21 protein-coding genes are annotated in these 20,467 nt (G+C 72.8%); 5 read left to right on the top strand and 16 right to left on the bottom strand.

The window, feature by feature from the left end; all coding sequences use genetic code 11:
• Position 1: 1 nt before the first annotated feature.
• From ACWEFJ_RS29300 to ACWEFJ_RS29280, 5 genes are read right to left on the bottom strand one after another with little or no spacing between them, the layout of a single operon-like run.
• Entirely contained in the window at positions 2-1,654 is a 1,653-nt protein-coding gene (locus ACWEFJ_RS29300) for a sensor histidine kinase (RefSeq protein WP_449715679.1), read from the bottom strand.
• A gap of 40 nt (positions 1,655-1,694) precedes the next feature.
• Positions 1,695-2,519: an ABC transporter permease gene (locus tag ACWEFJ_RS29295; protein ID WP_449715678.1), complete on the bottom strand. Its 825-nt coding sequence runs from the start codon at positions 2,517-2,519 to the stop codon at positions 1,695-1,697.
• Positions 2,516-3,358, bottom strand: a complete 843-nt coding sequence (locus ACWEFJ_RS29290) for an ABC transporter permease (RefSeq protein WP_449715677.1) — start codon at positions 3,356-3,358, stop codon at positions 2,516-2,518. The genes ACWEFJ_RS29295 and ACWEFJ_RS29290 overlap by 4 nt, the downstream gene beginning before the upstream one ends.
• A complete protein-coding gene (locus tag ACWEFJ_RS29285) occupies positions 3,358-4,500 on the bottom strand; it encodes a polyamine ABC transporter substrate-binding protein (protein ID WP_449715676.1) in 1,143 nt (380 codons plus the stop codon). Before ACWEFJ_RS29285 ends, ACWEFJ_RS29290 begins: the two co-directional genes overlap by 1 nt.
• Positions 4,493-5,653, bottom strand: coding sequence for an ABC transporter ATP-binding protein (locus ACWEFJ_RS29280; RefSeq protein ID WP_378095787.1), 1,161 nt, complete (start codon positions 5,651-5,653; stop codon positions 4,493-4,495). Before ACWEFJ_RS29280 ends, ACWEFJ_RS29285 begins: the two co-directional genes overlap by 8 nt.
• Before the next feature lie 196 nt (positions 5,654-5,849).
• Between ACWEFJ_RS29280 and ACWEFJ_RS29275 the strand changes: the two genes are divergently transcribed.
• Together ACWEFJ_RS29275 and ACWEFJ_RS29270 are read left to right on the top strand one after the other, a co-directional pair.
• Complete coding sequence (locus ACWEFJ_RS29275) at positions 5,850-6,107, top strand: DUF2631 domain-containing protein (RefSeq protein ID WP_378095785.1); 258 nt, start codon at positions 5,850-5,852, stop codon at positions 6,105-6,107.
• 192 nt (positions 6,108-6,299) lie between these two features.
• The gene (locus ACWEFJ_RS29270; protein WP_378095782.1) at positions 6,300-6,788 is read left to right on the top strand and encodes a beta-class carbonic anhydrase; all 489 of its coding nucleotides are present in this window, start codon (positions 6,300-6,302) and stop codon (positions 6,786-6,788) included.
• A 52-nt stretch (positions 6,789-6,840) separates the two neighbouring features.
• On the opposite strand, the gene rlmN is transcribed toward ACWEFJ_RS29270, so the two are convergent.
• Positions 6,841-7,947 (bottom strand): 23S rRNA (adenine(2503)-C(2))-methyltransferase RlmN, encoded by a 1,107-nt coding sequence (gene rlmN / locus ACWEFJ_RS29265; RefSeq protein ID WP_378095780.1) that lies wholly within the window; start codon positions 7,945-7,947, stop codon positions 6,841-6,843.
• Positions 7,948-8,080: 133 nt separating this feature from the next.
• Here rlmN and ACWEFJ_RS29260 point away from each other — a divergent pair, with 133 nt between their 5' ends.
• Entirely contained in the window at positions 8,081-8,743 is a 663-nt protein-coding gene (locus ACWEFJ_RS29260; RefSeq protein ID WP_378095777.1) for a PadR family transcriptional regulator, read from the top strand.
• Between the two features lies 1 nt (position 8,744).
• On the opposite strand, the gene ACWEFJ_RS29255 is transcribed toward ACWEFJ_RS29260, so the two are convergent.
• Both ACWEFJ_RS29255 and ACWEFJ_RS29250 read right to left on the bottom strand, forming a co-directional pair.
• Positions 8,745-9,728 carry an aldo/keto reductase gene (locus tag ACWEFJ_RS29255; protein WP_449715675.1) on the bottom strand — a complete coding sequence of 328 codons (984 nt, stop codon included), beginning with the start codon at positions 9,726-9,728 and terminating at the stop codon, positions 8,745-8,747.
• 24 nt (positions 9,729-9,752) lie between these two features.
• On the bottom strand, positions 9,753-10,499 hold the full coding sequence (locus tag ACWEFJ_RS29250; RefSeq protein WP_378095772.1) for a class I SAM-dependent methyltransferase: 747 nt from the start codon (positions 10,497-10,499) through the stop codon (positions 9,753-9,755).
• A 54-nt stretch (positions 10,500-10,553) separates the two neighbouring features.
• Between ACWEFJ_RS29250 and ACWEFJ_RS29245 the strand changes: the two genes are divergently transcribed.
• Positions 10,554-11,372 carry a VOC family protein gene (locus tag ACWEFJ_RS29245; protein ID WP_378095769.1) on the top strand — a complete coding sequence of 273 codons (819 nt, stop codon included), beginning with the start codon at positions 10,554-10,556 and terminating at the stop codon, positions 11,370-11,372.
• Positions 11,373-11,375: 3 nt separating this feature from the next.
• On the opposite strand, the gene ACWEFJ_RS29240 is transcribed toward ACWEFJ_RS29245, so the two are convergent.
• From ACWEFJ_RS29240 to rpsB, 5 genes are all read right to left on the bottom strand, one after another.
• The gene (locus ACWEFJ_RS29240) at positions 11,376-12,230 is read right to left on the bottom strand and encodes a phosphatidate cytidylyltransferase (protein ID WP_378095766.1); all 855 of its coding nucleotides are present in this window, start codon (positions 12,228-12,230) and stop codon (positions 11,376-11,378) included.
• A gap of 86 nt (positions 12,231-12,316) precedes the next feature.
• Positions 12,317-12,874 carry a ribosome recycling factor gene (frr, locus tag ACWEFJ_RS29235; protein WP_378095763.1) on the bottom strand — a complete coding sequence of 186 codons (558 nt, stop codon included), beginning with the start codon at positions 12,872-12,874 and terminating at the stop codon, positions 12,317-12,319.
• 46 nt (positions 12,875-12,920) lie between these two features.
• Positions 12,921-13,631 carry a UMP kinase gene (gene pyrH / locus ACWEFJ_RS29230; RefSeq protein WP_141984185.1) on the bottom strand — a complete coding sequence of 237 codons (711 nt, stop codon included), beginning with the start codon at positions 13,629-13,631 and terminating at the stop codon, positions 12,921-12,923.
• 139 nt (positions 13,632-13,770) lie between these two features.
• The gene (gene tsf / locus ACWEFJ_RS29225; protein ID WP_378095761.1) at positions 13,771-14,586 is read right to left on the bottom strand and encodes a translation elongation factor Ts; all 816 of its coding nucleotides are present in this window, start codon (positions 14,584-14,586) and stop codon (positions 13,771-13,773) included.
• A 176-nt stretch (positions 14,587-14,762) separates the two neighbouring features.
• Positions 14,763-15,608 carry a 30S ribosomal protein S2 gene (gene rpsB / locus ACWEFJ_RS29220; RefSeq protein WP_378088048.1) on the bottom strand — a complete coding sequence of 282 codons (846 nt, stop codon included), beginning with the start codon at positions 15,606-15,608 and terminating at the stop codon, positions 14,763-14,765.
• Between the two features lie 484 nt (positions 15,609-16,092).
• On the opposite strand from rpsB, the gene ACWEFJ_RS29215 reads away from it, so the two are divergent.
• On the top strand, positions 16,093-16,491 hold the full coding sequence (locus tag ACWEFJ_RS29215) for a M23 family metallopeptidase (RefSeq protein WP_449715674.1): 399 nt from the start codon (positions 16,093-16,095) through the stop codon (positions 16,489-16,491).
• Between the two features lie 584 nt (positions 16,492-17,075).
• Here ACWEFJ_RS29215 and ACWEFJ_RS29210 read toward each other — a convergent pair.
• Genes ACWEFJ_RS29210 through dprA form a run of 3 tightly spaced genes read right to left on the bottom strand, consistent with a single transcriptional unit; the run spans position 17,076 to position 20,196 of the window.
• Complete coding sequence (locus tag ACWEFJ_RS29210) at positions 17,076-18,062, bottom strand: FliA/WhiG family RNA polymerase sigma factor (RefSeq protein ID WP_378088052.1); 987 nt, start codon at positions 18,060-18,062, stop codon at positions 17,076-17,078.
• On the bottom strand, positions 18,037-19,014 hold the full coding sequence (locus tag ACWEFJ_RS29205) for a tyrosine recombinase XerC (RefSeq protein ID WP_378088054.1): 978 nt from the start codon (positions 19,012-19,014) through the stop codon (positions 18,037-18,039). Before ACWEFJ_RS29205 ends, ACWEFJ_RS29210 begins: the two co-directional genes overlap by 26 nt.
• Positions 19,015-19,047: 33 nt before the next feature.
• Positions 19,048-20,196, bottom strand: a complete 1,149-nt coding sequence (gene dprA / locus ACWEFJ_RS29200; RefSeq protein WP_449715673.1) for a DNA-processing protein DprA — start codon at positions 20,194-20,196, stop codon at positions 19,048-19,050.
• Between the last annotated feature and the right edge of the window lie 271 nt (positions 20,197-20,467).

The raw sequence follows: 20,467 nt of genomic DNA, 5'->3' as shown, positions 1-20,467 counted from the left end.
TTCACATCCCCTGCAGGTGGGTGTTCTTCTCGACGAGCCTGCCGTCCGCGAAGCAGAAGCGCACGATCCTGGTCGCCCGGGACGAGTAGGTCTGCCGGTCGGCCACGCGGTACTGGCACTGCGCCCCGGCGGGCTCGGGCTCGGCGTCGGACCTGATGTCGCCCACCGGCGGCTCGGCGCCGCCCGGGAGCCTCGCCATCACCTCCGCCTGCGACTGCCCGACCGTCACCGAGTCGTACAGCTCGTCGGACACGACCTTGGTCACCGGCTGCGTCCCGATCCACGTGTAGCCGCCGACGACCACCAGCACCACGAGCCCGGCCAGCACGATCGACCCGACGCCCGCCCACTTGCGGATGCCGGTCGGCTTGGCGGGCTCGGCCGGCTGGTCGTCGGACGGCTCGTCGCCCGCCGCGGCGGTGTCCTCGTACGGCAGCACGGCCGCGATCCGGAACCCGCCGGTCGGCAGCTCGCCGACGTGCAGCATGCCGCCCGCGAGCCGCACCCGTTCGCCCAGGCCGATGAGGCCGAACCCGGCCCCGGCCGGGAGCCTGGCGCGGGACGGGTTGTTGCGGACCTCCACCACCAGCGCGTCCGGCTCGTACTTCACGGTGACCTGCACGCTCGCGCCCGGCGCGTGCTTGTTGGCGTTGGTCAGGCCCTCCTGGGCGATCCGGTAGGCCGCGTGGCTCACCTTCGCGGGCAGCGGCACGGGCTGCCCGCCGCGCACCAGGCCGACCCGCACCCCGGCCCGCCGCGCGCCGTCGACCAGCTCGTCGATCGCGTCCACCGTCCGGTTGTCGGCGCCCGTCCCCCGCACCGGGTCCTCCGCGGGCTCCTCGTCCCGCCGCAGCACGCCGATGACCCCGCGCAGCTCCTCCATCGCGGTGAGGGCGGCGCTGCGCAGCACCCGCACCGCCTCGCGCTGGCGCTCGCCGAGTTCCGGGTCCATGGCCAGCGCGCCCGCGTGCACGGAGATCAGGCTGAGGCGGTGGCCGAGGCTGTCGTGCATGTCCTGGGCGATGCGGTTGCGCTCGCGCAGCCGCACCTGGCGCGAGACCATCCGGCGCTCGCGCACCTGCCGCTCCTCGCGTTCCTGCAACGCCGCGACCAGCGCGTTGCGCTGCGCCGCGTACCGGCCGACCAGGAACGGCAGGGCCACCACCATGCAGTAGACGGTGAGCATCACCCACGAGCCGAACGGCCCGGACAGGCCGGGCGTGGACAGGCCCCAGGCGAACATGTGCACGGCGAGCGCGAGGACGGCGGTCAGCAGCGAGCGCTGCCACGCCGCGATCCGGTAGCCGGCCGCGTAGGACAGCATGACCACCATCGCGATGCCGCCGTGCTCGGAGCTGAAGACCACCCACGTGCCGATCAGCAGGGCGAGCGCGGGGAACAGCAGCCGGGACAGGTAGAGCGCCACGTACCCGGTGCCCAGCGCGAGCAGCACCCACCCGGACGGCCGCCAGTCGCCCGTGACCCAGCCCGGGAACACGTCCAGCCCGAGGAGCACGAGGACGGCCAGCACCTCGCGCCCCACCCGCCACGGCGTGACCGCGCCGAGGCGCTCGGCGTGGGTGCGCAGGAACGCGGCGGGCGCCTCCCGCAGGTCCGGCAGGGCGGGCCGGAGCCGCTGCACGACAGACGTCACAGCCGACCACGGTAAAGAACAACCCGGGCGACCGGGGCGTTCATTGGTCTCGACCGCCGCCGACGAAAGTTGACGCCGACGCCGCGCGCCGGGCCCGCCAGGCGACCACGAGCACGCCCGCGACCAGCAGCACCGCGCTCACCGCCACCATCGCCGTGGACAGCGCCACGATCTCCGGCGACACGCCACGCCGCCCCGCCTGGGCGTACACGAACACCGGCAGCGTGGTGGAGCCCACCCCGGTCAGGTAGCTCGACGTCACCACGTCGTCGAACGACAGCAGGAACGCGAACGCCGCGCCGGCCGCGACCGCGGGCGCCACCAGGGGCAGCGTGATCGTGCGGAACGCCACGAGCGGGCTCGCGCCGAGGTCGGCGGCGGCCTCCTCCAGGCGGTGGTCCATGCCCGCGACCCGCGCCCGCACCACGACCACCACGAAGCTCAACGAGAACGCGACGTGCGCGGCCAGCAGCGCACCGAACCCCAGCGGGATGCCCGCGAGCTTCACGCAGAACCCGAGCAGCGCGACGCCCAGCACCACCTCGGGCACCACCAGCGGCAGGCTCAGCAGGACCGTCCACGCGCCCCGGCCGGGGAACGCGCGGCGCAGCCCGAACGCCGCGAGCGTGCCGATGGCGGTCGAGACGACCGCGCTCGTGGCCGCCAGGCGCAGGCTCAACCCGAGGGCGTCGAGCACCCGCGCGTCCTCGGCCAGCGCGACGTACCAGCGCGTCGACAACCCGGTGACGCGGCTCAGCGACCGGGAGTCGTTGAACGACACCAGCGCCAGCCACGCGATCGGGGCGTAGAGGAACAGGAACACCAGCGCGGAGACCGCGCCCAGCACCCACGGCCGCCGGTTCACAGCACGTCCTCGCCGCGTCGGCCGCGCGCCACCAGCACGAGGACCACCAGCCCCAGCAGCAGCACCGCCATCGCCGACCCCAGCGGCCAGTTGTTGCCGCCGCGGAACTGGTCGTCGATCACGCTGCCGAACGTCGACTGGTCCACCCCGCCCAGCAGCCGGGGCGTCACGAAGTCGCCCGCCGCCGGCACGAACACCAGCAGGGACCCGGCGAGCACCCCCGGGAGCACGCCCGGCAGGACCACCCGGGCGAACGTGGACGCCCGCCCGTGGCCCAGGTCGTGGGACGCCTCCACCAGCCGGTGGTCGAACCGCTCGCACGCGACGTACAGGGGCAGCACCATGAACGGCAGGAACCCGTAGGTCAGCCCCACGACCACCGCGCCGTGCGTCAGCAGGAAACCCCCGTCGCGGTCCAGGCCCACGGTGGCGAGCAGCCGGTTGACGAGCCCTTCGCCGTCCAGCAGGGCCTTCCACGCGTAGATCCGGGCGAGGTAGCTCGACCAGAACGGCACCAGCACCGCCACCAGCAGCGCCGTCCGGTACCGCCCGCTGCTTCGGGCGATGAACCACGCCAGCGGGAAGCCCAGGAGCAGGCACAACGCCGTGGTCGCCGCCGCGTACGCGACGGTCCGGCCGAAGATCGGCAGGAACGCCGGGTCCAGCGCCGTCGCGTACGCCCGCAGCGTCCACGGCAGCACCGCGCGGGCCACCCCGGTGTCGCGGGTGGCGAAGCTGAACTGCACCACCAGCGCCAGCGGCGCGATCAGGAACAGGCCGAGCCACACCCCGGTCGGCGCGAGCAGACCGGTGGCGACCAGCCACCGCGGTCGGGCCATCAGCCGGTCTTGACCCTGGTCCACGCGTCCGCGTAGCGGGCCTCCACGTCCGCGCCGAGGTCCTTGGTGAACGGCAGCTTCGCCAACTGTTCGTCCGACGGGTACACCAGCGGGTCGTTCAGCAGCTCCGGGTCGATCAGGGGCTTGGCGGCCTCGTTCGGGCTGCCGTACCGGATGGCGTTGGCCAGCGCCGCGCCGACCGACGGCTCCAGCACGTAGTCGATGAACCGGTGCGCGTTCTCCGCGTGCGGGGCGTCCTTCGGCACGCAGAGCAGGTCCACGTAGGACAGGCCGCCCTCGGCGGGGATGGCGTAGGCCAGGTCCTCGTTCGCGTCCCGGGCCTGGAACGCGTCGCCGGAGTACGCCTGCGCCAGCGGCACCTGGCCGGAGCTGAGCGGCTCGATCACGTCGGAGGTGATCTGGCCGAGCTTCTTCTTCAGCTCCAGCAGCACGGTCACCGCGTCGGCGAGGTGGGCCGCGTCGGTCGTGTTCGGGTCGTGGCCCGCCTTGAGCAGGCCGAGCGCCAGGGCGTCGCGCGCCTCGTCCAGGATCGTGCTGCGGCCCTGCGCGGCGGCCAGGTCGAACGCGGAGAAGCCGGTGACCTCACCGAGCTGCGACTTCGAGTAGGCCAGGCCGGTCGTGCCCCAGGCCCACGGCACGGAGTACGCGTTGCCGGGGTCGTAGTCGGCCTCGGTGAACCGCTTGGCCAGGTTCTTCAGGTTCGGCAGCAGGTCGTGGTCCAGCGGCGTGAGCAGGCCCGACCGCAGGAACCGGCGCAGGAAGTTGTCGCTGGGCACGACCAGGTCGTACCCCGCCGCGCCGGAGGCGATCTTGGCCTCCATCTCGTCGTTGGAGCTGAAGTTGTCGTAGGTGACCTCGATGCCCGAGGCGTCCCGGAAGCCGGTCAGCGTGTCGGGCGCGATGTAGTCGGTCCAGTTGTAGAAGTTCAGCTTCGGCTCGGCCACCGCGTTGGTCGCCTTCGCCTTCGTCGTGGGCGCGCCGGACGTGCCGGTCGGCGGCGCGCTGCCGACCCCGCACGCGCCGGTCGCGGCCAGCGCGAAGAACGTCGCCGAGCGCAGCATGGTCCGGCGGCTCACGCGGGGGTCCCAGAGTCGGGCGATCCGCAGGTTGTCGTCACTCATCGGCGTTCTCCAGCAGCACGGTGAAGTCGGGGTCCCAGGCCATCCGCACGGGCTGGCCCGGCGAGCCCGCGTCGGCGACGCGGTGGGTGTTCTGGACGAACGCGACCAGTTCCGCGCCGCCCGGCACGTCCACCACGTACTGCGTGGACACGCCCGTGTAGACGACGTCGCGGACGGTGCCGGTGAGCACGCACCAGCCCGCCGGCGGCTCGTCGGCCAGGTCGTGCAGGTGCACCTTCTCCGGGCGCACGGTCGCCGCGACCCGCTGGCCGTGGCGCAGGGCGCGGCCGTTCAGCGGCGCTCTCAGGCCGGTGACGCCCGGCGCGTCCAGCACGGTCCAGCGGCCGTCCACGCCGGACACCCGCGCGTCCAGGATGTTGGAGGTGCCGATGAACCCGGCCACGAACCGGGTGGCCGGGCGCTCGTAGACGTCCTCGGGGTAGCCGACCTGCTCCAGCCTGCCCGCGTTCATCACGGCGACGCGGTGCGACAGGACCAGCGCCTCCTCCTGGTCGTGCGTCACGTACAGGAAGGTGGTGCCCACCTCGCGCTGGATGCGCATCAGCTCGATCTGCAGCTCCTTGCGCAGGACCGCGTCCAACGCGCCCAGCGGCTCGTCCAGCAGGAGGAGGCGGGGACCGGCGGCGAGCGCGCGGGCGATCGCCACGCGCTGCTGCTGGCCGCCGGAGAGCTGCGCGGGCCGCCGCCGCGCGTACCGCTCCAGCCGGACCAGCTCCAGGTGCTCGCCGACCACCTGCCTGAGCCGCTCGCCCCGCACGCCCTTGCGCTTGACGCCGTAGGCGACGTTGTCCCAGACCGACATGTGCGGGAACAGGGCGTAGGACTGGAAGACGGTGTTCACGTCACGCCGGTAGGGCGGCACGCCGACCACGTCCACGCCGTCGAGTTCGATGCGGCCCGCGGTCGGGTGCTCGAACCCGGCGATCATGCGCAGCAACGTCGTCTTGCCGCAGCCCGACGGCCCGAGGACGGAGAAGAACTCGCCTTCGTGGATCCGCAACGTGACGCCGTCCACCGCGGTCTGGTCGGAGAACCGCTTGGTGACGTCGTGGAGGCCGACCTCGACGGGTGCGAAGGTGTCCGGCATCCGGCCCTCGGCGGGGTGGAAGTTCGCTACCGGCTGTTCGGTCAACCTCGTCGCCTTCCTGGGCACGCGCGGAGCCCTGGGGCCTGGCGGGGTGGGATGCGCGCACGTGCGCGGGGTGAGGGTAGACGCCGCGGCGGGTGCCGCGCACCTCACGTGCCGGGTCGCGCGCGCGTGTGCGACGATGACCACGGAAGTGACCCTGGTGGGGTTGTACGTGATCGGGCAGGAAGGTCGTGCGGCTGTGTCTTCGTCCTCGGAACTGGACAAGCGTCCGGCGGTCGACCCCCACGACGAGCCGTCGGTCGAGTGGGGTTGGCACGGCACGTTCCCGAAGGGCATCAAGATCGCGGGCTGGCTGTCGACCCTGGCGGTGTTCGCCCTGCTGATCGGCAACCACCACGGCCGCACCGAGAACATCTGGGTGATCGCCGTGGGCGTCGGCATGGCCGCCCTGCTGATCTGGGACCAGGTCCGCAGCCGCACCTCCTGGCGCCGCTGACGCCTCGAACACCCCCCGGACGGCCCCGCGCACACCGTGCCGGGGCCGTTCGCGTGGCTCGTCCACCTGCTGGGTGGCGGGCGGCCGAGTGGTTCCACGCCGTGGACAACGGTTGCACGCGGGCGCGTGCGGCAGTTGGCTCAGTGTCGCGCGGCGCGACGGCACGACCACTCCCAGTGAAAGAGGCCCACCATGTCCGTCACGGACGACCTCATCGCGAACAACGCCGCCTACGCCGCCCGGTTCACCGGCCCGCTGCCCCTGCCGCCCTCGAAGGGCGTCGCCGTGGTCGCGTGCATGGACGCCCGGCTCGACGTCTACCGCGTGCTCGGCCTCCAGGAGGGCGAAGCCCACGTCATCCGCAACGCGGGCGGCGTGGTGACGGAGGACGAGATCCGCTCGCTGGCGATCAGCCAGCGCCTGCTCGGCACGCGCGAGGTGATCCTCATCCACCACACCGACTGCGGGATGCTCACCTTCACCGACGACGAGTTCAAGCGCGCGATCCAGGACGAGACCGGCGTCAAGCCGGCGTGGGCGGCCGAGTCCTTCACCGACCTGGAGGAGGACGTCCGCCAGTCCGTCGCCCGCATCCGCAACAGCCCGTTCGTGCCGGTGCGGGACTCGATCCGGGGCTTCGTGTTCGACGTGGCGACGGGCAAGCTGAACGAGGTCCCCTGACCCACCGGGACGGCGCCGGCCCCCGAGGGGGCCGGGTCGCCGTCGGTCCGGCTCAGCCCTCGGCGGCGAGCTGGCCGCAGGCCGCGGCGATCTCCTGACCACGCGTGTCGCGCACCGTGCACGCGACGCCCTGCTCGTTGACCCGCCGCACGAACTCCCGCTCCACCGGCTTCGGCGACGCGTCCCACTTCGAGCCCGGCGTCGGGTTCAGCGGGATCACGTTCACGTGCACCAGTTGGCCGAGGTGGCGGCGCAGCAGCTTGCCCAGCAGGTCCGCCCGCCACGGCTGGTCGTTGATGTCCCTGATCAGCGCGTACTCGATCGACACCCGGCGGCCGGTCCGGTCCGCGTAGCCGCGAGCCGCCTCCAGCACCTCGGCGACCTTCCACCGCGTGTTCACCGGCACGAGCGTGTCGCGCAGCTCGTCGTCCGGCGTGTGCAGCGACACCGCGAGCCTGACCTGGAGGTTCTCCTCGGTCAGCTTCCGGATCGCGGGCACCAGCCCGACCGTGGACACGGTCACCGAGCGCTGCGAGATGCCGAGCCCGTCCGGCGCGGGGTCGCAGATCCGGTGCACCGCCTCCACCACGCGCTTGTAGTTGGCCAGCGGCTCGCCCATGCCCATGAACACGATGTTCGACAGCCGGCCGGGGCCGCCGGGCAGCTCGCCGTCGCGCATGGCCGCCGCGCCCCGGCGCACCTGGTCCACGATCTCCGCGGTGGACAGGTTGCGCGTCAGGCCGCCCTGGCCCGTGGCGCAGAACGGGCACGCCATGCCGCACCCCGCCTGCGACGAGATGCACAGCGTGGCCCGATCCGGGTAGCGCATCAGCACGCTCTCGACCAGCGTGCCGTCGTGGGCGCGCAGCAACGTCTTGCGCGTCGTGCCGCCGTCGGCCTCGACGCTGCGCAGCTCCGTCCACAACGGCGGCATGAGGTCGTGCACCAGCCGCTCGCGGGCGGCGGCGGGGATGTCGGTCATCGCGTCGGGGTCGACGGTCAGCCGGCCGAAGTAGTGGTTCGACAGCTGCGCGGCGCGGAACGGCTTCTCACCGAGCGCGGCGACGGCCTCCCGGCGCTGGTCGGCGGAGAGGTCGGCGAGGTGGCGCGGCGGCAGCCCGCGCTTGGGCGCGTCGAAGACGAGGGGGAGGGCAGTCATAGCGCCCTCCAGTGTCCCACGTGCGGGGAGTGCCCAGGACCACACCGGTCGCATCCGACTGTCATCGTTGCATCGCGATACGTTCCGATATATCGTAGACATGTCGGAACCGATCGACAGAAGGAGCAAGACGATGCGATCCCACGAACACCGGCACCACGGACGCCGGCACCACCGCGAGCACGGCTTCGGCGACCCGCGACACGGGTTCGGCGGCGGCTTCGGCCCCGGCGGCCCGTTCGGCGGCGGCCCCCCGATCCCGCCCGAACCGCCCGGCTTCCCCGGTCACGGCGGTCCCGGGCGCGGCCGGGGTCGGGGTCGGGGCGGGCGGCAGCGCAGGGGCAACGTCCGCGCGGCGGTCCTCGCGCTGCTCGCGGAGAACCCCATGCACGGCTACGAGATGATCCAGGAGATCAGCCGCCGCACCGACGGCCTCTGGCGGCCCAGCCCCGGCTCGGTCTACCCGACCCTGCAACTGCTGGCCGACGAGGGCCTGGTCGCCTCCACCGAGGAGGCGGGCGGCAAGAAGCTGTTCACGCTGACCGAAACCGGTCGGGCGGAGGCCGCGAAGCTGGAGGGCGCGCCGCCCTGGCAGCAGGTCAACGACGACCTCGACACGAACGTGGCGAAGCTGCGCACGGCGGCGCGCCACCTCGTCGCCGCCATGCAGCAGATGGCGCACGCGGGCACGCACGAGCAGCAGGCCCGCGCCGTCGAGGTGCTCGGCGAGGCCCGCCGCAAGCTGTACGCGATCCTCGGCGAGCTGGACGTCGAGGAGGACGAGCCGGAGGAGTGACCTACCAGCGGTCGTGGACCAGCGGCCGGATCAGCTCGTCGTACACCGCGCGCACCTCGTCGCGGGCCTGCTCCGAGAGCGGCGCGAGGTCCGCGGCGGCCGAGTTGGCACGGGCCTGCCCGGCGTTGCGGGCACCGGGGATGACCACGGTGACGCCGGGCTGGTCCACGATCCACCGCAGCGCGAACTGCGCCATGGTCGCCCCGGCCGGCACGAGCGGCCGCAGCCGGTCCACCGCCTCCAGGCCGACCTCGAACGGCACGCCGGAGAACGTCTCGCCGACGTCGAACGCGTCGCCGTTGCGGTTGTAGTTGCGGTGGTCGTCGGCGCCGAACGTGGTCGACGCGCTGTACTTGCCGGACAGCAGGCCCGAGGCGAGCGGAACGCGGGCGATGATCGCCACGCCCGCTTCCGCCGCCGCGGGCAGCACCTGCTCCAGCGGCTTGAGCCGCAACGCGTTCAGGATGATCTGCACGCTCGCGACGTTCGGCCGGGCGATCGCGGTCAGCGCCTCCTCGACGGTCTCCACGCTCACGCCGTACGCGGCGATCCGCTTGGCCTCGACCATCTCGTCGAGCGCGTCGAACACCTCGTCGGTCGAGTAGACCGGCGTCGGCGGGCAGTGGAGCTGGACCAGGTCGAGCGTGTCCACGCCCAGGTTGGCGCGCGACCGGTCGTTCCAGGCCAGGAAGTTCTCGCGGGTGTAGTTCTCCGGCGCCTGCTCGACGCGGCGACCCATCTTGGTCGCCACCGTGATGCCGGCGTCGCCGCGCTCGCGGAGGAACTTGCCGACCAGCGTCTCGCTGCGGCCGTCGCCGTAGACGTCGGCGGTGTCGAAGAAGTTCACGCCGGTGTCCGCGGCGGCGTGCAGCACGGCCAGCGCGTCGGACTCCTCGACCTGGCCCCAGTCCGCGCCGAGCTGCCAGCAGCCCAGACCCACGACGCCGACCTGCCGACCCAACCTGCGCGCGTTCCTGTTCTCCACGTCCCGAATACTAGGTGAGCGCTCTCAGGGCACCACCAGCCCGGCCGGCTTGCGCCGCACGTGCAGCCGGTAGCCGACCTCGAACGACAGGCCGGGCGTGGCCGCGATGGCCCGCTCCGCGACCGCGGCGGAGAACTCGATCCGCAGCACGGCCTCCAGGTCGGCCCGCCGCTCGAACCGCCACAGCGCCCGCACGCGGCGCAGCGAGAACCCCTGGTCGGCGAAGAACCGCTCCACCTCCACCGGGTTGTAGCGCGGCTCGTCGGCGCACAGCCACGGGCCGTACGGCGCGGCGAGCCCGTCGAGGTCCACCACCGCCAGCGCGCCGCCGGGCCGCAGCACCCGGTCGGCCTCCCGGAGCCCCGGCTCGCAGCCCGGTCCGAAGAAGTACGCGGTGCGGGCGTGCACCAGGTCGGCGGTCGCGTCGCGCAGCGGCAGGCGTTGCGCGGGCCCGGCCAGCACGTCCGCGTTCGGCACGTCCGCCACCCGCGCCCGAGCCCGCCGCACCAGCGGCGGGTGCGGCTCGACCCCGGTCACCGACCGGGCCTCCCGCGCGAAGACCGGCAGGTGGAAGCCGTCGCCGCAGCCCACGTCGACCACGTCGCGCCCGGCCCAGTCGCACTCCTCGCGCAGCGCGGCCCAGATGGCGCCCTCGACGTCCTGGGCGCGGTTCTCGACCTCGTAGACCTCGGGCCAGTGCCAGATGTTCGGGCTCGGCAGCACGTCGGCGGGCCGGACCGCGGCCAAGGCGGCGCGTACGAATCCCTTCACGGGACGACTCTAGAGCCGTAGCGTGATCACACCGTCGGCCAGCAGGAGGTATGCGTGTCGATCGTCCCCAACTCCCCCGCCCTGGCCGAACTCCACCACGGCGCGCCGTGCTGGGTCGACCTCGCCACCACCGACCTCGACGCGACCCGCGACTTCTACACCGGTCTGTTCGGCTGGCACTTCGCCGACTCGGCCGGCGGCGCGGTCGCGACGGTGGACGGCGTGCCCGTGGCCGAGCTGGTCGCGGCCGACCAGCCGAGCGCGTGGACGCTGTACCTGAACACGCCGCACGCCCGTGCCACCGCCGAGAAGGCGCACGTGCTGGGCGGCACGGTCCTCGCCGAGCCCTCCGACTCGGTCACCGTGCTCGCCGACCCCACCGGCGCGGTGGTCGGCTTCCGGCACGTGCCGCAGGACTGGCTGTTCGGCGCCGACGGGCACGGCGCGTACGCGTGGGCGGAGCTGAACACCCGGGACGGGCACGCGGCGGACGCCTTCTTCGGCGAGCTGTGCGGGTTCGAGATCACCCAGATCGGCGACGGGCAGGCGGTCGACTACACGCTCTGGGCCGTCCAGGGCCACACCGTGCTGGGCCGGCAGCGGATGGGCCGGGCGTTCTCGCCCGACACCCCGCCGCACTGGATGGTGTACTTCACCGCCGCGCCCGAGATCGGCGCCGACTCCGTCGCCACGAGGGTGCTGGAGCTGGGCGGGCTCGTCACGGTCGAGCCGTACGACACGCCGTTCGGCCGGATCACCGTGGTCGCCGACCACACGGGCGCGGTGTTCTCGGTCATCGACCCGTCCCGCACCACGCCCCTCCCGGAGGAGGAGCAGACCGAGACCCGGGTCGAGGACCCCTACGACGACTGAGCGCTAACCGGGCACGAAGGTGTGCAGCAGCAGCCACGCCACCACGGCCGACGGCAGCAGCGAGTCCATCCGGTCCATCAGGCCGCCGTGCCCGGGCAGCAGCGTGCCCATGTCCTTGATCCCGAGGTCGCGCTTGATCAGCGACTCGACCAGGTCGCCCGCCGTGGCGGTGACCACCAGCGCCGCGCCGAACAGCGCGCCCTGCCACCACTGCCCGTCCAGCATCAGGTCGACGGTGAGCGCGCCGCCGACCACGCCCGCCACCATCGAGCCCGCGAAGCCCTCCCAGGACTTCTTGGGGCTGATGGTGGGGGCCATCGGGTGCCTGCCGAACAGCACACCGGCCACGTAGCCGCCGGTGTCGGACAGCACGACCCCGATCAGGAACGCGAGCACGCGGAACACGCCGTCGTCCGGCACGACCAGCATGACCGCGAACGACCCGAACACGGCCACGTACGCGACCGTGAAGACGGCCGCGGTGACGTCCCGCAGGTAGCCGTCGGCGCCGTCCTTGAGCCGCCAGATCAGGCAGACCAGCATCGTCACCACGAACGCGCCCAGCACGCCGGCCCGCTCGTACGGCCAGGCCAGCCACACCACCGCCTGCGCGCCCACCAGCACGGGCAGCAGGGGCAACCGGATGCCCGCGCCCCGCTTCAGCGCGCCCGCCAGCTCGTACACCGACACCGCGACCGCGACGGCCACCACGGCGACGAACAGCTGGCGCACCGTGAACAGGGACACGAGGATGACCGCGCCCAAGCCGACGCCCACGGCGATGGCCGCGGGCAGGTTGCGCCCGGCGCGTGACGCGCTCTTCCCCGGCGCGCCCTGGTCACCGCCGCTGCCTGACACCTGTTGTGCTCCTATCACGGCCGCCCACCGGCCAAGCGACGCGCGCGACCGGTGGTGACCCGGTCCGCCGGACCCGACGTGACCACCTAGACCTCGAGCAGCTCGGCTTCCTTGTGCTTGACCAGCTCGTCGATCTGGGCCACGTAGCGGTGCGTGACCTGCTCCAGCTCCTTCTCGGCCCGGGTGCCCTCGTCCTCGCCGACCTCGCCGTCCCTGACCAGGCGGTCCAGCTCCTCCTTGGCCTTGCGGCGGATGTTGCGGATGGACACCTTGGCGTCCTCGCCCTTGCCCTTGGCGACCTTCACCATCTCGCGGCGGCGCTCCTCGGACAGCTGCGGGATCACCACGCGGATGATCGAGCCGTCGTTGCTGGGGTTCACGCCCAGGTCGGAGTCGCGGATGGCCTTCTCGACCGCGTTGAGCTGGCTCGCGTCGTAGGGCTTGATCACCGCCATGCGCGCCTCGGGGATGGCGATGCTGGCGAGCTGGTTCAGCGGGGTGGGCGAGCCGTAGTACTCGACCACGATGCGGGAGAACATCGAGGGGTTGGCCCGGCCGGTGCGCACCGCGGCCAGGTCCTCCTTCGCCACGGACACCGCTTTTTCCATCTTCTCCTCGGCGTCGAGGAGGGTCTCGTCAATCACGGCTGACTCCCTTGGTGTGCGCAGTTCGGCTCGAATCCCAGCAGGTCTAGAAGGACGGGCGACCACCGGGGGTGCTCACCAGCGTGCCGATCTTCTCACCACGCACGGCGCGCGCGATGTTCCCCTCGGTCAGCAGGTTGAACACCATGATCGGCATGTTGTTGTCCATGCACAGGCTGAACGCGGTCGCGTCGGCGACGTTCAGGCCGCGTTCGAGCACTTCCCGGTGGGTGATGTTGTCGAACATCAGCGCGTCCGGGTCGATCTTGGGGTCGGCGGTGTAGACGCCGTCCACGGCCTTGGCCATCAGCACGACCTCGCAGCCGATCTCCAGAGCGCGCTGCGCGGCGGTGGTGTCGGTGGAGAAGTACGGCATGCCCGCGCCGCCGCCGAAGATCACCACGCGGCCCTTGTCGAGGTGCCGCATGGCCCGGCGGGGGATGTAGGACTCGGCGATCTGGCCCATCGTGATGGCGGTCTGCACGCGCGTCTCGATGCCGTGCTCCCGCTCCAGGAAGTCCTGCAGGGCGAGGCAGTTCATCACGGTGCCGAGCATGCCCATGTAGTCCGCGCGGCTGCGGTCCATGCCGCGCTGCTGCAGCTCCGCGCCGCGGAAGAAGTTGCCGCCGCCGATCACGACCGCGACCTGGACCCCGGTCCGGACGACCGCGGCGATCTGCCGCGAGACGGTCTGCACGACGTCGGGGTCGACGCCGACACCGCCCCCGCCGAACATCTCGCCGCCCAGCTTGAGCATCACCCGGCGGTAGCCGTGGATGGGCTCGTCCTCGACGTGATCCGCTTTCGCGTGGTCTACCTCTGCGCTCACAGGTGCTCCTCTGGACACGGCAAGGGCGGGGTCGCGACGTCTGCGCGCAACCCCGCCCTCACGCGGATCAAGCCTGGCCGACCTCGAACCGGGCGAAGCGGGTCACGGTGACCCCGGCCTCGTCCAGCACGGCCTTGACGGTCTTCTTGGACTCCGTCACGGAAGCCTGCTCCAGGAGCACGACGTCCTTGAAGAAGCCGTTCACGCGACCCTCGACGATCTTGGGCAGCGCCGCCTCCGGCTTGCCCTCCTCGCGAGCGGTCTCCTCGGCGATGCGGCGCTCGTTGGCGACCACGTCGGCGGGCACCTCGTCGCGGGTGAGGTAGCGGGGGCGCATCGCGGCGATCTGCATCGCGGCGCCGCGCGCGGCGTCCTCGTTGTCGCCGGTGTACTCGACCACGACGCCGACGGCGGGCGGCAGGTCGGCGGCGCGGCGGTGCAGGTAGGTGGTGACGGTGCCGTCGAAGACGGCGACCTTCGCCAGCTCCAGCTTCTCGCCGATCTTGGCGGAGAACTCCTGGACGACCGCGTCGACGGCCTTGCCGTCGAGGTCGGCGGCCTTGAGGGCCTCGACGTCCGCCGGACGGGTGGCCTTGGCGACCGCGACGATCCGGGCGGCCAGCTCCTGGAAGTCGGCGTTCTTGGCGACGAAGTCCGTCTCGCAGCGCAGCTCGATCATCACGCCGTCCTCGGCCACGACCAGGCCGTTGGAGGTCGTGCGCTCGGCGCGCTTGCCGACGTCCTTGGCGCCCTTGATGCGCAGGATCTCGACCGCCTTGTCGAAGTCGCCGTCGGCTTCCTCGAGCGCCTTCTTGCAGTCCATCATGCCTGCGGCGGTCAGCTCGCGGAGGCGCTTCACGTCAGCGGCGGTGTAGTTCGCCATCGTGCGATTTCCGTTCCTTCTGCGGTCTGGTCGTCGGCTTGGCCGCTGACTCTTTCAGTCGACTCCGCCGACGCGGTTACGCGCTCGGTGGTGCGGGTGTGCTGGTGCGGTGCCGATCCCGCGGCGCGCCGCGCCCGCCTCGGTCGAGGGCGGGCGCGGCGCGCGGGCGGCGGACATCAGGACTGGACGGTCTCGGTGCCCTCGGCCGGCGTGGCCGGCTTGTCGGTCGCCTCGGCGCCGACCAGCAGCTCCTGCTCCCACTCGGCCAGCGGCTCGTCGGTGGCGACGCCCGGCTCGGGCTTGTCGGCGCCGTCGGCGGCCTGGGTGCGGGCGCCGGAGCGCGCCATCAGACCGGCGGCCGCGGCCTCGGCCACGACCTTGGTCAGCAGCGCGGCGGACCGGATCGCGTCGTCGTTGCCCGGGATCGGGTAGTCGACCTCGTCCGGGTCGCAGTTCGTGTCGAGGATCGCCACGATCGGGATGTTGAGCTTGCGCGCCTCGCCGACCGCGATGTGCTCCTTCTTGGTGTCCACGATCCACACGGCGCTGGGCACCTTGGACATGTCGCGGATACCGCCGAGCGTGCGCTCCAGCTTGTCCTTCTCGCGGTTCATCATCAGGATTTCCTTCTTGGTGAAACCCTGGAAACCGCCGGTCTGCTCCATCGACTCCAGCTCCTTGAGCCGCTGGAGGCGCTTGTGCACCGTGGAGAAGTTGGTGAGCATGCCGCCCAGCCAGCGCTGGTTCACGAAGGGCATGCCGACGCGGAGGGCCTCGTTGGCGATGGCCTCCTGCGCCTGCTTCTTGGTGCCGATGAACAGGATCGACCCGCCGTGCGCGACCGTTTCCTTCACGAACTCGTAAGCCCGGTCGATGTAGGTCAGCGTCTGCTGCAGGTCGATGATGTAGATGCCGTTGCGCTCGGTGAAGATGTAGCGCTTCATCTTCGGGTTCCAGCGCCGGGTCTGGTGCCCGAAGTGCACGCCGCTGTCGAGCAGCTGCTTCATGGTGACGACGGCCATGGCCGGGTTCGCACCTCTTCGTTCAGGCGCGACCGGCCTCGGGCCGGCGCGCGTTCCGGTTCGTCGCGGCGGACCGGGTCGGACCGCCGCCCTGGTGCCCCTGCCGCCGTCCGAACCGGAGGACGTCTCGCCTCAGGACCGCCGGACGCCGTGACTCGACCACAACGGAATGGCCGGATCTGCATTGGCACGCGAAGTCGCCCCGCACTCACACGGGCCGCGCACCGAGTGTACGCCGACGGGGCCGGGGACCACGAACCGGGCCTGGAGTTGTCCACAGGGCTCCGAGTTGTCCACAGGTACGCGGAAGCCACTGGTAGCCCCCGGTGCGCCCCGCAACCCTGGACCCGTGACTCCCACCATGCGAACACTGCTGGTCCTGGCCTTGACAGTCGCCTCGACCCTACCCGTCCACCCGGTCGGCGGTCCGGCGTGGGCCGCCCGCCCGCAACGCTTCACCTGGCCGCTGGCACCACCGCATCAGGTGACACGCGCGTTCGAGGCCCCGGCGACGGCGTACGCCCCCGGCCACCGCGGCGTCGACCTGGCCGCGCCCCGCGACGCCCCGGTCCTGGCCGCCGCCGACGCGGTGGTGCTGCACGCCGGTCGGGTGGCCCACCGGCCGGTGGTGTCACTGCGGCACGCGGGCGGGCTGCGGACCACCTACGAACCGGTGGAGCCGACCGTCCGCCGGGGCCAGTTCGTGCGTCGCGGGGACCGGATCGGCACCCTGCGCGAGGGCCACGAGGGCTGCCCGACCGAGGCGTGCCTGCACTGGGGCGCGCTGCGCACCGCCCCACCGGCCCCACGCACCTACCTGGACCCACTGCACCTGCTGACCACCACCCGCGTCCGCCTGCTGCCGAGGGCCGACAGCGGCTGACCACCACCCGCACACCACCCGCTGCCAGGCCATTGCCGCTCCCGCCACCGCGTCCGGCCGTCACGCCGCGCCCCGCCGCATCCGCCCTGAACCCACTGGCTGCCGCGCGGTTCACCGGGGTCGCCACCAATCCCGGCCTCAACGCCACTGCGCCGGGCCAGGCTTCAACGCCACCGCGCCGGACCAGCGGACGGCCCCGCTCACCGCCCGGCGCAGCGAGGTTGAGGCAGCGGGATTGACGCAGCGGGTTGAGGCAGCGGGGTTGAGGCGGGGCAGCCACCGGGTTCGGGTGTCCCGTGCGGTCCGGTCCGGTGCCTGCCGTGCGGTGCGGCGCGTGCGGCGCAGGCGCGGGCGGTGCGCACGCGGGTGCGTGCGGTGCGCCGCGGGTGCGTGCAGTGCGGCGCAGGCGCGGGCGGTGCGGCGCGGGTGTGCGGGGTGCCCGCGGTGCGGTGCGGTGCAGATGCGCGGGCTGCCTGCGGGGGCCTGCGGTGTGGGTGTGCGGTGCGGGTGTGCGGTGCGGTGCTCGTGGTGTGGGTGCGGGCGGTTGCGGAAGGCCGTGGGCCGTGAGCCGTGGTCGGTGGCGGTCAGGTCTCGAGTTGTTCGTTCAGCTTGGTGCGCAGGCGCAGGACCGCGCGGGTGTGCAGTTGGCACACGCGGGACTCCGTGACGCCCAGGACCTTGCCGATCTCGGCCAGGGTCAGGTTCTCGAAGTAGTACAGCGTGACCACGACGCGGTCCCGTTCGGCGAGCTGCGCGATCGCGTCGGCGAGCTGGCGGCGGCTGTCCTGGTCGACCAGGGTGGCGATCGGGTCCTCCGCGCCCTCGTCGGGCAGGGACTCCGCCAGCGACGAGCCGGCGCCGCCCGTGCTGCGGCCGGCGGCGATCAGCTCGTCCAGCGCCACCACGCTGGTGAGCTGGAGCTGCGCGTACAGCTCGCGCAGCTCGCCCAGGCCGATCTTCAGCTCGGCGGCCAGCTCGCGGTCGGTCGGGGTGCGCTGGAGGCGTCCGCCGAGGCGTTCGAGGGCGCGCTCCACGTCACGCGCGCGGCTGCGGACCGAGCGCGGCACCCAGTCCTGCGAGCGGAGGTCGTCGAGGATCGCGCCCCTGATGCGCTGCATCGCGTAGGTCTCGAACTTGAGGCCGCGCTCGGGCTCGAACTTCTCGATGGCGTCGACCAGGCCGAAGATGCCGGACTGGATGAGGTCCGCCACGTCGACGTGCGCGGGCAGGCCCGTGCCGACCCGGCCGGCGACGTACTTCACCAGCGGCGCGTAGTGCAGCACGAGGCGGTCCCGCAGCGCCTGCTCGCGCGATTCGCCGTAGGTGTGCCACAGCGCGATGATCCCGGCTTCCACGTCGTCGGCGGTCCGCGACTCGGACGCCGCGTGCGCGGGCCTCCCGGGCACGACGTGCCCGTTCGCACGCGGCGGCTCGTCCACGTGGTGACCGTTCGTCCCAGCCGCGGAGCGCGCCGCCGACGAGGTCCCGACGTGCGCGGCGGAGGGAGAGGTCACGGTTGCGGTCCGCGAACCTCCCCCTGCGACGTCAGGAGCGGGGGTGGGTTCGGTCATGGATCGCCTTCAGCCGTTCGACGGTGACGTGTGTGTAGAGCTGAGTCGTTGCGAGCGTAGCGTGACCAAGGAGCTCTTGGACGGTGCGCAGGTCCGCTCCCCCTTCCAACAGGTGCGTGGCCGCTGAGTGGCGCAGGCCGTGGGGCCCGGTGTCGGCCGTGCCCGGCACGGCACCCACTACATCGTGGACAACCCTCCTGGCGGTACGCGGATCGAGCCGGCCGCCGCGCGCGCCGAGCAGCAGCGCGCGCTGGGAGCGGTCGTTGACCAGGGCTGATCGACCGTGTTCCACCCAGCGCCGTACTGCCCGTTCGGCCGGAACGCCGAACGGCACTGTGCGCTCACGACCACCCTTGCCCAGAACCCGAATCACCCTTTGGGAGTAGTCCACGTCGTCGAGGTCGAGACCGCACAACTCGGCGACCCGGACACCTGTTGCGTACAGCAACTCCACCACGGCTCGGTCACGCAGCGCAACCGGATCGCCCTGTTCCGCACCTACTTCGGCAACTGCCATGGCCGCGCCGGCCTGGTCCGGCCGCAGTACGGCGGGCAGGGTCCGGTGCGGACGGGGTGCGCTGAGCCGAAGGCCGGGGTCGGCGTCGAGCAGGCCCGTGCGGGTGGCCCACGCGGTGAACGTGCGGGCGGAGGCGGCGCGGCGGGCCATCGTCGTCCGGCTCGCGCCGGCGGAGTGCTGCGAGGCCAACCACGACCGCAGGCCGGCCAGGTCGATCGCTTCGACGGTGGCGTTCTCGGGCGCGTCGCCGGATAAGTGCGCCAGCAGCGCGACCGCGTCGCCGAGGTACGCGCGCACCGTGTGCGGGGACAGGCCGCGTTCCATCGCGAGGTGGCGTTCGTAGCGGTCCAGGGCCTCGGCGACGTCTCCGGGCAGCGCGCGGCGCAGGCGAACGAGGTCGGCACGACGTGTCCGAGCGGGCGGCGGCGGGGACATAGCCCCTGACGCTGCGCCCTTGAGCGCTCTTGGTCAAGTATCGCCACGCCAACTCCCCTTCTGGGAACGCTTCCAACCGGTTTCGGACCGTTCGGCGAGACCGGCCAGTTCCAGTTGTGGCAACAAAGCGCGCACCCGTGGCAGCTCCACGCCGGACTCCACCGCGATGGCCTTGGTGCTGTGCCCGACCGTCAGCCCGAGCGCTTCGAAGACCCGCATCGCGTCGCCCTGCGGCGGGTCCGGGTCGGTGTTGCGGGTCGCTTCGACGAGGTCGACGCCGAGCCGTCCGGTCGACTCGATGACCTCGGCGACGCTCGTCACCGGCAACGCTTGCCCCGACCGCAGCAGCTCGTGGCAGCCCGACGAGCTGATCGAGGTGATCGGCCCCGGAACCGCCATGAGCACCCGCCCGAGCGCGGCCGTGGACGCCGCGGTGTTCTTGGCCCCGCTGCGCTGCCCGGCTTCGACCACCACGGTGCCCTCGGCCAGGGCCGCGATGAGCCGGTTGCGGGTCAGGAAGCGGTGGCGCGCGGGCGTGTGCGTCGGCGGGTATTCGCTCACCAGCAGGCCGTGGCTCGGGATGCGCTCCAGCAGGGCGCGGTGGCCGGCCGGGTAGGCGACGTCGATGCCGCAGGCCAGGACGGCGATCGTCGGCCCACCCGCCGTGATGGCACCGCGGTGGGCGGCCCCGTCGATGCCGTAGGCCGCCCCGGACACCACCGTGACCCCGGCCTCGGCCAACCCGAACCCGAACTCGCCCGCGACGTGCTGCCCGTACCCGGACGCGGCCCGACTGCCCACCACCGCGACCGCGCGCTCGGTGATCGAGGCCAGGTCCGCCTCGCCCCGGACCCACAACGCCAACGGTTCCAGCCCGCACCGCAGGCCGTTCGCGGCGGCGAGGGCGAGGGCGTTGAAGGGCCACCGCGGCCACTCGTCGTCCTCGGGGACCACGAGCCGCCCACCGACCTTGGCGGCGGCCTCCAGGTCCTGCTCGGCCTGGTCCAACGCCCGCCGGGCCGAGGTCTGGCTGTCGACGGCCGAGGGCACCTCCCCGGCCCGGACCAACTCGGCCGCCCGCACCGGGCCGACCTCGGCCACGAACCTGACCAGCGCGGCGGCGGGCGGCTCGGCGACCCGGGAGAGGTAGGCGCGGGCCAGCCGGACGTCGTCGGTGGTCACGGCGACCTCCACCAGTCACGCGGGCGAGGGCGCGTGGTCCGGCTCGGGGCGCGGGCCACCACGAGGGGGAGGTCGCGGTCGGAGGCGGGGTCGGGGTCGCGGTCGGGCGCAGGGGCGGGGGCGCGGTCGAGGGCGCGGTCGAGGGCGGGGTCGGCGGCGCGGTCGGGAGCAGGGCCGCAGTCGGGAGCACGGCCGCGGCCGGCGGCGGGGGCGCAACCAGGGGCGGGAGCGCGGTCGGGAGCGGGGGCGCAGTCGGGAGCGGGGTGCGTGT

This window comes from Actinosynnema sp. NPDC004786, from assembly GCF_053601135.1.
Note: the sequence above shows the minus strand (reverse complement) of the source record. Positions and strands in the feature narration are given on the sequence as shown.